General features: G+C 69.4%; 15 protein-coding genes. All 15 read right to left on the reverse strand.

The genetic code is table 11. The features are described from left to right. Positions 1-17: 17 nt before the first annotated feature. The 15 genes from PV646_RS40995 to PV646_RS41065 all read right to left on the reverse strand — a co-directional run bounded on the left by PV646_RS40995 (position 18) and on the right by PV646_RS41065 (position 13,214). Positions 18-290, reverse strand: coding sequence for a hypothetical protein (locus PV646_RS40995; protein WP_500348127.1), 273 nt, complete (start codon positions 288-290; stop codon positions 18-20). A 13-nt stretch (positions 291-303) separates the two neighbouring features. Beyond that, entirely contained in the window at positions 304-525 is a 222-nt protein-coding gene (locus tag PV646_RS41000) for a hypothetical protein (protein WP_500348129.1), read from the reverse strand. 64 nt (positions 526-589) lie between these two features. After that, a complete protein-coding gene (locus tag PV646_RS41005; protein ID WP_500348130.1) occupies positions 590-841 on the reverse strand; it encodes a hypothetical protein in 252 nt (83 codons plus the stop codon). A gap of 1,378 nt (positions 842-2,219) precedes the next feature. Then, entirely contained in the window at positions 2,220-5,213 is a 2,994-nt protein-coding gene (locus tag PV646_RS41010) for an AfsR/SARP family transcriptional regulator (protein ID WP_500348132.1), read from the reverse strand. 255 nt (positions 5,214-5,468) lie between these two features. Beyond that, a complete protein-coding gene (locus tag PV646_RS41015) occupies positions 5,469-5,873 on the reverse strand; it encodes a hypothetical protein (protein WP_500348134.1) in 405 nt (134 codons plus the stop codon). Between the two features lie 66 nt (positions 5,874-5,939). After that, on the reverse strand, positions 5,940-6,386 hold the full coding sequence (locus PV646_RS41020; protein WP_500348136.1) for a pilus assembly protein TadG-related protein: 447 nt from the start codon (positions 6,384-6,386) through the stop codon (positions 5,940-5,942). Next, positions 6,383-6,871, reverse strand: a complete 489-nt coding sequence (locus PV646_RS41025) for a TadE/TadG family type IV pilus assembly protein (RefSeq protein WP_500348138.1) — start codon at positions 6,869-6,871, stop codon at positions 6,383-6,385. The genes PV646_RS41020 and PV646_RS41025 overlap by 4 nt, the downstream gene beginning before the upstream one ends. Next, complete coding sequence (locus tag PV646_RS41030; RefSeq protein ID WP_500348140.1) at positions 6,868-7,530, reverse strand: hypothetical protein; 663 nt, start codon at positions 7,528-7,530, stop codon at positions 6,868-6,870. Before PV646_RS41030 ends, PV646_RS41025 begins: the two co-directional genes overlap by 4 nt. Before the next feature lie 167 nt (positions 7,531-7,697). Then, a complete protein-coding gene (locus tag PV646_RS41035) occupies positions 7,698-8,153 on the reverse strand; it encodes a TadE/TadG family type IV pilus assembly protein (RefSeq protein ID WP_500348142.1) in 456 nt (151 codons plus the stop codon). Between the two features lie 16 nt (positions 8,154-8,169). Next, the gene (locus tag PV646_RS41040) at positions 8,170-8,361 is read right to left on the reverse strand and encodes a hypothetical protein (RefSeq protein WP_500348144.1); all 192 of its coding nucleotides are present in this window, start codon (positions 8,359-8,361) and stop codon (positions 8,170-8,172) included. A 46-nt stretch (positions 8,362-8,407) separates the two neighbouring features. After that, the gene (locus tag PV646_RS41045; protein WP_500348146.1) at positions 8,408-9,310 is read right to left on the reverse strand and encodes a type II secretion system F family protein; all 903 of its coding nucleotides are present in this window, start codon (positions 9,308-9,310) and stop codon (positions 8,408-8,410) included. A gap of 1 nt (position 9,311) precedes the next feature. Next, positions 9,312-10,220 carry a type II secretion system F family protein gene (locus PV646_RS41050; protein WP_500348148.1) on the reverse strand — a complete coding sequence of 303 codons (909 nt, stop codon included), beginning with the start codon at positions 10,218-10,220 and terminating at the stop codon, positions 9,312-9,314. Then, complete coding sequence (locus tag PV646_RS41055; protein WP_500348149.1) at positions 10,217-11,719, reverse strand: TadA family conjugal transfer-associated ATPase; 1,503 nt, start codon at positions 11,717-11,719, stop codon at positions 10,217-10,219. The genes PV646_RS41050 and PV646_RS41055 overlap by 4 nt, the downstream gene beginning before the upstream one ends. Continuing rightward, positions 11,716-12,573 (reverse strand): MinD/ParA family ATP-binding protein, encoded by an 858-nt coding sequence (locus PV646_RS41060; protein WP_500348152.1) that lies wholly within the window; start codon positions 12,571-12,573, stop codon positions 11,716-11,718. The genes PV646_RS41055 and PV646_RS41060 overlap by 4 nt, the downstream gene beginning before the upstream one ends. After that, positions 12,573-13,214: a hypothetical protein gene (locus tag PV646_RS41065; protein WP_500348153.1), complete on the reverse strand. Its 642-nt coding sequence runs from the start codon at positions 13,212-13,214 to the stop codon at positions 12,573-12,575. Before PV646_RS41065 ends, PV646_RS41060 begins: the two co-directional genes overlap by 1 nt. Positions 13,215-13,307: the final 93 nt, after the last annotated feature.

The following is a 13,307-nucleotide window of genomic DNA, read 5'->3' on the forward strand; positions in this document are numbered from 1 at the left end:
GGGGTTTGCGGTGCCGGTTAGTCGAGGGGTTCGCCGTGGTCGTGGTTCCATTCCGGGGTGCTGACCTCGACCACGCGCAGCAGGCAGTGCTGGCGGCGATCGTCGCCCGCGTCGTCGCGGTACCGGGCGATCACGTTGATGTATGCCGCGCCGTCGGGACCGTCGTAGATCTCGACGTCGAGCCGGTTGGGGTCGGGCAGGTCGGTGTGGCTGGCGCCGCTGATCAGGTCGCGGATGCCGTACACGAACTCTGGGAGGGTCAGCCCGGGATCGGTGGCGGGTGCGGTCATGACGGGCCTCCGGTTATTCGGTGTCGTCGAGGTAGGTGGTGACGCCGTCGGTGTAGGCGGCGGTGTAGTAGGTCGCGACCGGGGCGAACCGTTGTGGCACATCGGGTTCCGTGTGCGGGTCGCCGCCGTAGGCGTCGACGTAGGCGGCGTGCGTCCAGCCATCGTGGTATCCGGCTTCGGTCGCTCGTTCGCACAACGTCGCCGGGGTGGCCGTTGGCGTGGCGGGTGTGGTCATCGCTGGTGTCCTTTCACGCATTGCGGTAGCCCGGAACCGTTACGGGAGTTCGGCGGGTGGGGGTTTATGCGGCGGTGGTGTAGTGCGTGATTTTTTCGTCGTCGCCGTCACCTGAAATCGTGCCGACAAGATGGGTGTAGCCCATCGCGCGCAACACGGCGGCGGTGGCGTAACCGCCGCAGTTGCGACGCGTCCGCGTGCGCGGGCCGTGCGGCGTGTGGACCGTGACTTTCCGGCCGTCGAACGTGACCGGGTAGCACATGACGGCGGTGCCATTCTCGATCGTTTCAAACGGTGCGGTGCCGGTGGTGATCATGACGTTCCCCGTTCGTGCGTTGGACATGGCTCGCGCCGGGTGTGGTATTCGGTTTGTTTCCGCTTCCCCCGGCGGTAATTCAATTATTACTCTGCCACGTGCCGCGCGCAATAGCACTAGCCGTCTTTTCGGGACCCTTTTGGGTGATGATTGCCGCCCGCATTGTGGTGCAATATAAAACCGTACGGTCACAATTCCGAATGTCTTGCGCCGATTTCCGCAGGTCAGAGATTCTGGGCGCGCGCCGGCCGTCGCGGACGGAAATTCCAGGCGACGCACAGGGAGTGACATTGCGGGGAAATAAACGAAATAGAATAATAAGGAAGGTGGGTGGCAGTGAAGGTGAGACCAGGGCGAGGGGTGGTCACGGAATGGCGGTGGAGACAGCGACCACGCAGCCCGCGCCGATGTGTCTACCGGCTTGCGGGCAAGCGAGTCTGGGATACCAGCGGATCCCCCTGCGGCATCGATGACCAGCATCTCCGCAGTCCGCAGAGGGTGGTCCTCTAACCTGACCCCCCGTATGAACCCCGTAATGACCCCCCGTATGAACCACCAATGGAAGGCACTGTGCGTGCAGATGATCTTCCCTGCCACTACTTGGCGTGACATTCTGCGACGGTGTGACGTAAGCCGGAATACGGAGGGCTGATTCCGCCGCCCTGCCGGACGACGAAAAGCCTCGTTACTCCGGAGCGAGTGGGAGGCCAGGGTCGACTCCTGCGGCAGCACTGAGCAGAGGCGGGCGCTCGAATAGGAGCCGTAGGGATTGTGTCGCTGAACAAGAGGGCGACGGGTACGGCGCGAGGACTCGGCCGGCACTGTTGCGCATGTGAGTGCGACAATGAGGGGTGAGGGGTTTCTTCGGGATGTCCATGACCCGAGGCGCCGCGTCGGGGCAAGCGGGAACAGGCCACACTGGTCACGACGATCTCGGGTGGCCTCGCATGACGAGAAGGAATTCTTTCCACGGCCAGCTCGTATTCCATCGAAGAAGAATATCCGGACAAACATCCCGACCTGCAGAATAGCATTCCTGGCCGCACACCGAAAAAGATGACTATCGAAGTAACTTTGTTGCACGACCTGCGCGCAAAGTCTTTTCCGGGCACGGTCACGCACTCGTTGAAGGTCGAAGCACTGGAGTTCTTGACGCTGGCCGAGGCTCTGGTCGTCCCGCTTGGCGCGCACCCGGAACTCATCGCGCACGCTGCGCCGTACCGCTGCCGGATTGGCGGCGAGGTAGTCGCACTTACCGGAATTGCCGAGTTGGACGAACTCGGTCCCAGCGACGGCGAGGCCAGCGAACAGGGCAAGCCTGCGGGCACGAACTCGGTCCTGGCTGTGGTCGTTAGGCCCGTGCCGTCCTGGCGCCGTGTCAACTGGCCGTGCTGCGATCACGTGTGCCCTGAGCGTGTGAACTCGCTGGGCCGGCCGGCTTGTCCTCGTGGCGTTGTCCCAGCTGGGCTGCCAGGCCGCGAGCCTGTGGGGTCGGTGCGGCGTCGAGTTCGGCCAGCCGGGCGGTCAGCAGGGTCAGTGTCCGCGGGATGGCGTCGATCTGCCCGAGCCGTTCCTGCAGGCGCATGATGTCGCGGTAGAGCGGCTCGTTGTGCGGGTCGAATGCCCGCGCGACCTCCAGCAGGTCCAGGGTCTGTTGCGGATCGGTGTCGACCAGTGCGCGGGCCAGCGCGGCGACGGCGTCGACGGCGTCGCGGCGGATCGCCTCGCGTACGGACTCGATCCACTCGTTCGACATGTCTTCTGCCAGTGTTCCGCCGTAGGCGTTGACCACGTCCCAGAGGGCGTCGATTCGGGCGTGGTCGGTGGTGGCGGCGCGGCGTGCGGCGACAGCGTGAGCGAAGCGCCGGTAGTCGACGCTTACCACCGCGGGGTCGAGTTGGTAGCGGCCGTTGCTCGTCGAGACGATGTCGGTCACCGCTCCGTCGGTGGCGGCGGCCAGTGCGGTGCGCATCCGTGCCAGCGCGGTGTGCAGGGCGTTGGTGGGGCGGGCCGGCGGGTCGTGGCTCCACAGCGCCGAGACGAGCGGGTCGCGGGTGACGCCGTCAGGGTGCAGGGCGAGAAATACCAGCAGTTCCTGGGTTCTGGGCTGCAAGGTTCCGGTGATCTCCCGGGAGCTCGTGGCCGGGTGAGGCTCGGGGTGCCAGTGCACGCGCAGGCCACCGAGCACGGTGACCGTGATCTGCGCGGCGTTCGTGTCGTCCTCGTGGTGGGTGGCGAAGGTCGGCGGTGTTGCGGCCACGGGTTCGGTGTGTCCGTCCGCAGGCGTCGGATCATCGGTGAGTGCGCCCGGCTGTGGATGTTCTTTCTCCGCACCAGCGACGTCCGCGCGGTCCGGTTTGTGCTGTCGCTCCCGCAGGCCCTGCGCTGGGCTGGGATCGAGGATCTCCGGCTGGGTGTCGGAGGGTGCGGGTTGCGTGGCCGCGGCCGTGACCTTCAGCTCGATCTCACTCGTACTGGAGGGGCGGGTCTCGAGCGGGCCTTCCGCGCTCGGCGCCGTGTGATCGTTGCCGACCGGTGGCGTGGCCGCGACGGGCGTGTGTGGTGGCGGTGGCAGGTCGGGAAGGTAGCTGGTGTCCGGCGGGTCGGGCTGGGGTTCGGCTTGGTGCAGCAGTTTAAGGAGCTGGGTGGTGTCGTCGCCGCCGAGGCGGAACATCTGGGTGCCGCGCAGGGCTTCGCCCAGGCCGGGGCCGGTGGCCGAGATCGTGCCATCGGCGCGGACGTAGCAGGTGACGCCGGGTTGCCACTGGCCCAGCAGCAGCCCGGTGACACCGAACGGCGTGCCGGTGTCCAGGACCGCCTGTAGCCGCGGGTGCGGTGCTGGTGGCTGTGCGACCAGCACCAGCGGCGGGCACCTCCTGTGCCCGGCGCCGGTTTCACGGCTGGTGGTGGCGCGCACCAGGATCTCGGCCTCCACCGCGTCCAGCGCGCTGGCCAGGTCTCGGACGACGCGCACTGTTGACGGCAGGTGCAGGTGGCGCGCGTCTCGCCCGAGCATCGAGACCAGGTCGCCGGCGGGGACGATGACCACTGTCCCCGCCGACGTCGCCAGGTGGCGTGGTGAGGTGGTGAGTGCCGTGATCAGCAGGGCGCGGGCCGCAGCGGGGGCGCCGGCGCCGACCAGTCCGAGGCCGCGAGTAGCGGCGAGGTCGAGGGCGATCTCACGGCTATCGCGGACACCGATTCCTGGCGTGAGGGCCGCGGTGCCGCCTGCACCGGCCTCGTGTGCGCCCACCATCAAGGGCGGCGCGGCCGGGCCAGGCCGCGAGCGTTCGTCGTCGTCCGTCTCGTCTTCGTCGAGGTCGATGTCGTTGTGTGTCTCGGTGCGCAGGTGTGCCAGGCGCAGCTGATAGACGACCGGGGCGACGGGCAGGTCGTCGCGGTCGCCGCTGCCGGGCCGGTATTGGCTGCGATGGCGGCGGCGGGCGAGCATCAGCGTCGCGCTGACTGCGGCGGCCAGTCCGAGACTGACGAACAGCTCGGCGCCCCATCGGAAGCCGGGTTCGTCCGCCGCCTGCGGTGCTGGGGTGCGGCTGGTCGCGGACGGTGGGGCCTGAGGCGTAGATGGCGCGGGTGAGGCGGGTGTGGACGGCTGGAGGCTGGTCGAGGGCGCGGAGGAGGCCGATGGCGGGGCGGGAGAGTTCGGGGCCTGATCGGCTGGCGGCGGCGTGGGTGCGTGTGCCTTGTGTGGCAGTGTGAGCTCCTCGCCGGGGAAGATCAGGCTGGGCTGGGTGAAGGCGTGCCCGTTCGGTTGCGGTTTTCCTTTGTTGAGCTCGAAGATCTCCGGCCAGCGGGCGCCGTCGCCGAGGGTGCGTTGCGCGATGCGCCACAACGAGTCGTGGACTCCGTCATGCGGTGCCAGCACGACCACCGACTCTGGCCGCGTGGAAACATCACCCGCCCCGCCAGCGGGCGCTACCGAGGGGCGGTCTTTCAGCGCCTCGGTGCCGGGTGTGGGGTGGTGCCAGGCTGGGGCGGTCGCCACGACCGGGGCTCCGGCCCCGAGCGTGGCCGACAGCGGGGCGGACGCCGCCAGTGTGAGCCGGTTGCCCAGTACCGCCATCAGAATCGTGCCGATCAGAGCACCCGCCAGCGCCTGCGTCGGGCCCGCGGCGGAGAAATCGACGGACCGGGCCGCGTCGAACCCGCGCCGGGCCAGATCCACGGTGCAGGCCACGACGTCGAGAGCGAACGCCGCCCACCAGATCCAGCACGCGCAGGCGATGCCATCCAGCACGAACTCGGCCGTGATCGGGCTGAGCACCACGACCTGCAGTTCGGTCCAGGTCAGAACGTGGTCAGGCAGCGGCCAGCCGACGTAGTGCCACAGCGCCCACGGCACGCCTGCCGTCAAGGCCAGTAGCGCCGTCGCGGCAACTAGACCGCGCAGCACACGGCCAGCGACACGGATTGTGCCGACCAGTCCCCGCCGGGCACGCCGGCCCGGCGTCGGCGAGGGAGCTGACCCTCTGCGGGTGTGGTGCGGCTTGGAGGTCACGGCTGGCTCGTTTCCTTGGCTGTACAGGCCTTGTGCGGCCCGATGCGTCCTGTCCTGCGGGTGAGCACCGGCCTTGCTGGGATCAACCCAGCTCGACCGGTTCGGAGGCCGTCATGTCGCGTCCGCCGTGACCAGTTGCGGTGGCGGGACTGCCTGGCCGTTGGTCGTTGTGCTCCCGGCGGACGGCTCGCGGCTCGGGTCGTCGGGCCTGCTAGCGGTGAGCGGCTTCTTCTTCGCACGAGCCGGTTTGGAGGCGTTGAGCCATCCCGTCAGGACAGCCGGCCGGATGCTGGTGAACCGCGACAGCTCGTCGATGTCCATGACGTCACGCGAGCCGGCGATGACCTCTGCGAGTTGCCGGTCGAACTCCTCGACCTTGCCGGCGTGGATCGCCCGTTGCCGGGCGAGCTCACCGACCTGTTGCGCCGCAGCGGCTCGCCGCTCCCGCCGAGCAGTGTCGGCTTCCTCGACTCGGCGCCTGATCTCCTGCGCTGTCGCGATATCGGTCGTGGTCATCGTGGTCTCCCCTTCTGTGCGGATGCTGCGGTGCGAGCGATGAGGCCCCTGGGCTACGGGGGTGGGTCAGGGTTCGGCGGTCGTGACGCCGCGCTGAGGATGCGCGCTGCCCTCGCCGTGGACCTGCAGGCGCGACACGCCGATGAGTCCGAGTAGCTGGGTCGGCTGGGATGCCGTGACCGTGACGGTCACGGTGTTCCCGGACACGGTGACGGTGCCGGACGCGCCGACGCTGCCGAGGTAGGAGCGGGCCTCGGCCGCCGCCTGCGCCGGAATCAGGTGAAGCTGACCGCTGGCGCGGTACTGGGCGAGGTCAAGGGCTTGCGCGCCGGCGCGGGCGGCGGCCTCGGCGTGGCCGTTGGCCTTGACCTTCGCTGCCAGCGCCAGACCACCGTCGAGGCCGAGCCCGGCGAGCGCCAGGAGCGCGAGGGTGATCGTCACGACGAACGCGCTCACCTGCCCGTCGTCCGCACACAGCCGCACCCGCCGTGCCAGCTGATTCACCGAGGTCATCTGCCGCTCCTCCCAGCAGCCACGATGGCGCCGGACCTGTATGTGTCCACCGGCTCGATCGCTGTGGCGGACAAGCGCTTCTGGCCTGCGCCGAGCATCAGGGCGTCACCGAGGTCGACGTCGCAGCTGACGGTCACGGTCACGGAGCCGCCCGGCCGAAGTCCTGCGGTAGCGATGTCCACGGCCACGGATCGGCAGGTCACCCCCGCCGAGGCCAGCGCGGCGGTCGCGGTCGAGCGTGCCCGGTCAGCGGCGCGGGCACTCGTGCGCTCGAGACTGGCCGCTCTCGCCGCCTGGTGCGCCACGTCATTGATCCGCAGCCGTGCGTCGACACCGCGGTGCACGACCACCGCGACGAAGACCAGCAGCATCACCAGAAGCGGCGTGACCAGAACGATCTCGCTGCTCGCAGAGCCCCGGTCCTCACACCACCACGACCTGCGGCAAGGCGACCTACCGCACGACGCTGTCCGTGCGGCGGTCATGGCGTCACCGCCGCGGGTAGAACGTCGTGCAGTGCGGTCAGGTGCGCGAGCAGGCCGCCGGTCCGGGTCGTGGCCGCGGCGTGGTGCAGCCGCCGGTTGGCTTCGCGGATGTGTGCGGTGGCGAGGGTGAGCCGGGCTATGACCGGCTGCAGATCGTCGTGTGCCGTGGGCGCCTGGTACAGCGCGAGCAGCACGTCCCACGCCAGCCGGTGAACAGCGTCCAGGTGGGCGTGGCCGATCCACGGCGCGGCGGGCCCCGAATGGCTCAGGTGTACCGCGTCGATGATCTGCGCGGCCAGGGCTGCCGCAGCCACCGGTCCCCGATCGAGGAAATCGGCGCCACGGAAGAACCATTCACCTCGCCCGCGATCGGTGCGCCATGCAGCCGTTCGAGCCGACAGGTCATGACCGAACCGCAGATAGTCGTAGCGTGCGATCAGCACCGCGACCACGACCAGCACCGCGCCCGCCACGACGACAAGAACAAGCATGGGCCGGTTGGCCACGCCGATGAGCAGCGTCAGCACCCCGCCGAGTGCATACAGCCCGGCATCAGGCAGCAGGCAACGCCACACGGCACGGCGACACAGCCGCTCACGGGCCAGACCGGGACGCCACAGCACCGGTTCGGTACCGGAACTGAAGCTCCCGTACCGCACAGGAGACTCGTTCATGTGACACTCCCGTCCTCTCACAGCGCCACGCTGTTTGATCCTTTGTGGACATCTGATAGGTCGATCGGTTGCGCTCGGGTGTCCGTCCCGGTGTGGGGGCGACGCCGCTGGATCCGGGTTGGGCCTTTCAGGGACTCGCGAACCCGTTGACTTCAGTCGAACCGTTCGACGGGACCCAGTGCTTCGGCATGAACCGGTAGCCGCAGGAACGGAACAACGGCTCTCGTGGTACCGGTGATCCGCACGGATGCCGACTCGGTGGTGCGTTCGGCATTGACGCTCGCGCCGGTCAGCGGGCCTCGTGCGAGCTGGTCGAGTAGCTGCTGCGCGCTCGCCGTGCCCGCCGCGACAGTTCCGTTTTGTGCTCGGGTGACGGCAAGTCCTTGTGAGGCGGCGGCTTGCGCGATGTGGGTGGCGTGCGACCACAGCACGAACTGCACGATCGTCAGTAGCACCAGGAGCAGCAGCGGTGTGTAGAGCACGAGATCCGCGCTGGCCGCGCCGCGATCGTCCTGCAGAATCCGCTGCAGGAAGCGACGATGCCGGACTCCAAGCCGACAGCTGCGCCGTTTCCAGCCGTTGTGGGAGTCCTGAGTGGGAGCGGTCAAGTGTGCCATCGGGTGCTCACAGTTCGATGCTCGTGGCCTTGGCGATCACCTTGGCCACGATGATTCCGAGCACGAGGACTCCGGCAGAGATGAGCAGGGCGGTGATCAGTGTCGTTTCGCTCACGTAGCCCGCGCTGGGGTTGCGGCGCAGCAGGTCGATGCGTGCTCGAATCATCGTCCACATCATGCTCAACTGGTTGATCGTCATTGTCTTCTCCTTGTTCTATAGCGAAAAACGGAGCTTGTGCCTCGGCTCAGAGGCCGTTGATCACTTGTGTCAGTGCCGGGTAGGCGACGTAGCCGAGGAAGCCGAGGAATAGGCACATGACGGGCAGCGCCATGCGTTCGGTCGCGGAGTGGGCTTCGGCTTCGGCGTCGGTGAGCTGTCGCGTCCGCAAGGCGGTGGCTTTCGAGGCCAGGCTCGCGCGGACCTTGGCGCCTTCGGTGCCGGCCAGGCTGACCGAGGCGGCCAGCTCGACCAGCTCCGGGATGTCGAGCTCGTCGCCGAGCTGCCGCAGCGTGGCCCACGGGGTCGTGCGGGTCAGTCGTGCTGCGGCCAGTGCCCGCTGGATGTGGGTGAACGCCCAGCCGTGACCGACCGCCGCCGAGTCGTTGAGCGCGCTGTCGACGCCCGCGCCGCCCGCCAGCGTGATCCACACCAGGTCCAGGAACGCCGAGAGCGCATGCCGGAACGCGGTGCGCAGCCTCGCCGCTTCGGCACGTGCGCGCAGATCGGGCAGCTCGAATCCGATGGCCGCCAGGACGAGCCCGGCGATGATCGGGAACTGCCAGCCGATCGGCAGCCCGAGGACGGACAGCCCCAGCAGCAGGAGCGCGGGCACCACCAGTCCGGCGAGAGCGAAACTGGCCTTCTCCGCCAGGTGGGCGCTGATCGGCCGTCCGATGACCACGAGGTCGCGGCGCAGCCGCTCGCCGGGCAGCCCCAGCGCGCGCAGCGGCGCGACCGCGGGACTGCCCAGCCGCGCGGCCCATCCCGTCCCTTCGACGACCGCGATCGGCGGCGGTGCTGGCGCGGCGGTGACCCGCGCCAGCACCACGCCCAGCGCCGGCCGAGGCGGAAACACCGCGAACGCCAAGGCCCACAGGCCGAAACCGAATCCAGCGCCCAGAACCAGCGCGGTCGCCACGGCAGCCACGTCACACCTGCCCCTCGGCGACCGGACGGGGACGCTCCCCCATCGGCGCCTGGGCGGAGGCCAGCAGCCGCGGCGACTGCGCGATGCGGGTAATCCGTGCCAGCCAGGCGAATCCCACCGCGAACAGCAACCCGATACCCAGCAGCACCGCTTGCCCTGTCGCGGAGTCGTAGGCCGACAAGTAGGGGCGGTTGAGCAGCACCACGGCCACCGCGAACACCAGCGTGGTCCCCACGATCACCCGCACCGACGTGCGCGTGCGCGCTCGACCGGCCTCCACCCGCATCCGCATCGACACCTGTTCCCGCGCGGTCTGGGCGAGCGCGCCGAGCAGCTCGCCGAGCTGGCGGGCCTGCTGCTCGCAGGCTTTCACCAGCGCGGCGATCACCAGGTCGCCGGTCGGGTCCGCGAGCTCGTCGGCCAGCCCCCGCAGCGACGGCGGGAGCCGTTGCCCGTTCTCGAGGCGATGCGCCAGGCCGGCGACCTGGCCGCGGATCGGGGCCGGTGCCAGTGGCGCGGTGGCGAGGATCGCTTGTTCCAGACCGGATGCGGCCGACAGGGTGTCGCGCAGCATCTCGGTCCAGGTGGCGATCGCCTCGACCTTCGCGACCCGGTGCGCGTGCTCCGGGTCGCGGCCCAGAACACGCGGCAACGCCCAGCAGGCCATCGCGGCCAGGACCGCGCCGACAACCCAGCCCGTCGCCACGCCGGCCGCTACACCGACCGCGAGCGCGACACCGAACCGGATTCCGATGCGCTGACGTTGTTCGCCACTGCGCGGTCGCGCGCGCCACAGGCGAGGGCGTTGTTCGACGCCGTGCCAGCCGATGACGAACAGCAGCGCTCCCAGCCCTGTACCGAGGCCCAGCAGGACGGCAAGTCCTTGGGCGGTGCCGAGGGAGACGTTCATCGTGGCCACCACCCGTCGGGCTGGTCGAGCACGACAGGGTCGAGTCCGGCGGCGGCAAGCTCGTCGAGGGTGTCGGTGCGCAGCGCGCCGGCCACCGGGCGAGCCCGGCCGTCGCGACCGGGCCGGTAGACCTCGTTGGAGACCACCAGGGGTCCGTCGGCGTCGACGATCTCGCGGATCGACGACACGACCCTGGTGGTCCGGTCGCTGCCGCGGCCCAGGTGCACCACGAAATGCACCGCGCTCGCGACCAGCAGCGCGGTGGACTCCAGCGACAGCCGCTCGGCGCCTTGGGCGGCGTAGGAGGCAAGGCGGGTGAAGGCGATGCGGGAGCTGGAGGCGTGCAGGGTGGCCATGGATCCGTCGTTGCCCTGCGACATCGCGTTGCACATTGGGATGACCTCGGGCCCGCGGATCTCGCCGACGATGACCCGGTCCGGCGACATCCGAAGGCCCCACCGCACCAGCTCGGCCTGGGAGACCGCGCCCTCGCCCTCGACGTTCGGCTCGCGTGACTGCAGCGCCGTCACGTCGGCGTGGATGTTCGGGTCGCGTTCCAGGCCGAGCTCGAAGGCGTCCTCGATGGTGATGATCCGCTCCAGCGGATCCATCTCCGAGGCCAGCGCCCGCAACATGGTCGTCTTCCCGGCCGCGGCACCGCCGGTGATCAGGATGTTCTTGCGGGCGCGCACGAGCGCGCGCAGGAACTCCCGCAGGCCGGTGTCGATCGTGCCGCGCTCGCGCAGCTGAGGCAGCGTGGCGGTGAGGTAGCCGTGCCGGCGGATCGACAGCGAGGTCACCCCGTCCGCGGTCAACCCCATCACCGCGAACAACCGCTCACCACCCGGCAGCTGAAGGTTAACCGCGGGAGAACCGTGATCGAACCGCCGTTCCTGGCTGGACGCCCGCGCGGCGAGCAGCCGGACCAGATCGGTGAGTTCGTCGTCGGACGCGGCGATCGGCGCGACCGGTTCGCGGCGGCCGTCGGTGTGCTGCACGATCACACGGTCGAAGCGGTTGGCGTTGATCGTCTCGATCGTCGGGTCGTCCAGCAACGGCTGCAGGCCCGCCATGCCGAACATCTCGTTGAGCACCTCGACGACCACCTGGCGCTCGACATCCGGCGCGACGAGAGGCCGGTTGGCCGTAAGTTCACGCTCGCTGTGCCTGAGCGCCGCGTCAGCCAGGATCGCCTCGCCCAGCGCGCGGCGGGCCGACGGGATCATCGCGGCGCCGCTGCGTTTCTCGTGAGCGTCTACCTGGCTGGGCAGTTCGTCGGCCAGCACGACGCGCAGGTGCTGCCGGAGCCCGTCGCGCGCGGCACGATCGATGTCCTCACCAGCATCGTCGCGTGGCACGGTGGGCGGACTGCCGCCCGCTGTGGCGTTCCACATACCGCCGCCGGTAGGGCTGGTGCCGGGCTGGTGGGGCGGTGACCACGGCTCCTGGCGGGGCAGCGGCGGCACCGACCTGAGATGCCCGTTCACGGGGTGAGTCATGACAAGACTCCTCTCCAGGAGTGCTCCTGCCCGCCGGACTGGTCGTCTGCGGGAAGCCGTGGTGTGACAGGGAGTTCGTGGGGTGGGCCGGTGGCGGTGACGAAACTGAGAGTGGGTGCCGCGGTCCTGGGGGCCAGCTCGGCGGCGACCTTGTGTGCGAACCGGCCCAGCGCGGAGTGCGACGGCCGGCTGCGGCGCCACCGTGATCGCGGTTGCCGTCCACACAGGACAGTGGCACCGTGTGGGTCGTGCGGGATGCGGCCCAGCGGCATCACGCCGAGCTCGCGGCCGACGTCGGTGGTGGCGTAGCCGTCCCCGACCAGCAGCAGCATCGGCCGGGGTGTCCAGCGCGCGGCTGTGGGCAGTCTGCGGGCCAGGTGCGCGAGATCGTCGGCGTGGGCGCGGCTGAGCAGTACGAGGGCGTCGGCCTCGCGGACGATGTTCATCGCCGCGGAGGCGTGATCGATCCGGCCGCAGTCGGCGATCACGACGACATCGGGCCTGTGCGCACTGACCCGGATGAGGCCTGTGGCGCAGGGTGAGTCTGTGGTGAGGGTGAGCAGGGCACCGCGGGTGAGATCCGCGTCCGGTGGCGCGGTGACCGCGAGCAGGCCTCCTGGTAGCGCTTGGGTGTGCTGCCACAGCAACCCTGGGTCGGCGCTGCCCCGTGCGGCCGCGGCAAGGCTGAGCAGGCCGGGCGAGGACGGCAAGCAGAACCGCGTCGCAATGTCGCCTCCGGACGGATCCGCTTCGACGAGCACCGGCTGCGTGGGAGCCGGCCAGCGGGCGGCCAGTGCGACAGAAAAGGTCGTCACACCCGGTGAGCCTTTGAAGCTGACAACGGCGACCAGCATCACCGGCCACCTCCCGCTACGAGCACGAGCGACAGCTGGCCGACCGGCACCGCGGCGACCTGACCGGCCGCGGCTTCCGCGAGTTGCACCGACACCACCGTGACCTGCTCGTTGGGCGGCGTCGCCACGCTCGTCACCACACCCGACCACGTGCCGCTGCCCTCCGCGGAGGGAGTACGCGGCACGGATCCGCTCGTGGCGCCGGACACGAACACCACGGCCACCCGCGCTCCCGGCCCGACTTCGGCAGGAAACTGCCCGGACTTCAACGCCAAGGACACGATCGCCTGCCCCGCCACGGGAACCGCGGAGGAGTCCACCGCGTGCGGGGTGAGCAAGGCACCCGCGGGCAGGCTCACCGACATCGTCTTGCCCACCACGCCGGCCGCCTGTCCGGCGTCCACGACCAGCACGCCCGCATCGACAGCGACCTTGACGCGCCGCAAATCCTGTTCCACCACCACATGCCCGACCGTCACCTCGCGGGCGAGCGCCAGCACCGGCCGCTGATCGTCGGTGGCGAGCGAGATCCACAGGAACGCTCCCGCGCACAGACCTGGGAGCAACAAGCCGAGCACCAGGTAGGGACGGTTTCGTCGCCTGCCGCGCAAGCGTGAGACGTTGCGCTGCTTGCCGCTCATCCACATTCCACTGTCTGATGTGGATTGACTCGTGACGGCTTGGCCGTCGGTGACGAAGGTATTCATGTCGCCCTCCAAAAGGCATGGGAGTAG

This window comes from Streptomyces sp. ID05-26A, from assembly GCF_033794685.1.
Taxonomy (GTDB): Bacteria; Actinomycetota; Actinomycetes; order Mycobacteriales; family Pseudonocardiaceae; genus Lentzea.

What these genes read in the sequence shown, in the direction of transcription:
- PV646_RS41025 (WP_500348138.1), bottom strand. Translation starts at nt 6,871, where the DNA reads ATGACCGCCGCACGGACAGCGTCGTGCGGTAGGTCGCCTTGCCGCAGG.
- PV646_RS41065 (WP_500348153.1), bottom strand. Translation starts at nt 13,214, where the DNA reads ATGAGCGGCAAGCAGCGCAACGTCTCACGCTTGCGCGGCAGGCGACGA.
- PV646_RS40995 (WP_500348127.1), bottom strand. Translation starts at nt 290, where the DNA reads ATGACCGCACCCGCCACCGATCCCGGGCTGACCCTCCCAGAGTTCGTG.
- PV646_RS41015 (WP_500348134.1), bottom strand. Translation starts at nt 5,873, where the DNA reads ATGACCACGACCGATATCGCGACAGCGCAGGAGATCAGGCGCCGAGTC.
- PV646_RS41005 (WP_500348130.1), bottom strand. Translation starts at nt 841, where the DNA reads ATGATCACCACCGGCACCGCACCGTTTGAAACGATCGAGAATGGCACC.
- PV646_RS41060 (WP_500348152.1), bottom strand. Translation starts at nt 12,573, where the DNA reads ATGCTGGTCGCCGTTGTCAGCTTCAAAGGCTCACCGGGTGTGACGACC.
- PV646_RS41000 (WP_500348129.1), bottom strand. Translation starts at nt 525, where the DNA reads ATGACCACACCCGCCACGCCAACGGCCACCCCGGCGACGTTGTGCGAA.
- PV646_RS41050 (WP_500348148.1), bottom strand. Translation starts at nt 10,220, where the DNA reads ATGAACGTCTCCCTCGGCACCGCCCAAGGACTTGCCGTCCTGCTGGGC.
- PV646_RS41040 (WP_500348144.1), bottom strand. Translation starts at nt 8,361, where the DNA reads ATGACGATCAACCAGTTGAGCATGATGTGGACGATGATTCGAGCACGC.
- PV646_RS41055 (WP_500348149.1), bottom strand. Translation starts at nt 11,719, where the DNA reads ATGACTCACCCCGTGAACGGGCATCTCAGGTCGGTGCCGCCGCTGCCC.
- PV646_RS41020 (WP_500348136.1), bottom strand. Translation starts at nt 6,386, where the DNA reads ATGACCTCGGTGAATCAGCTGGCACGGCGGGTGCGGCTGTGTGCGGAC.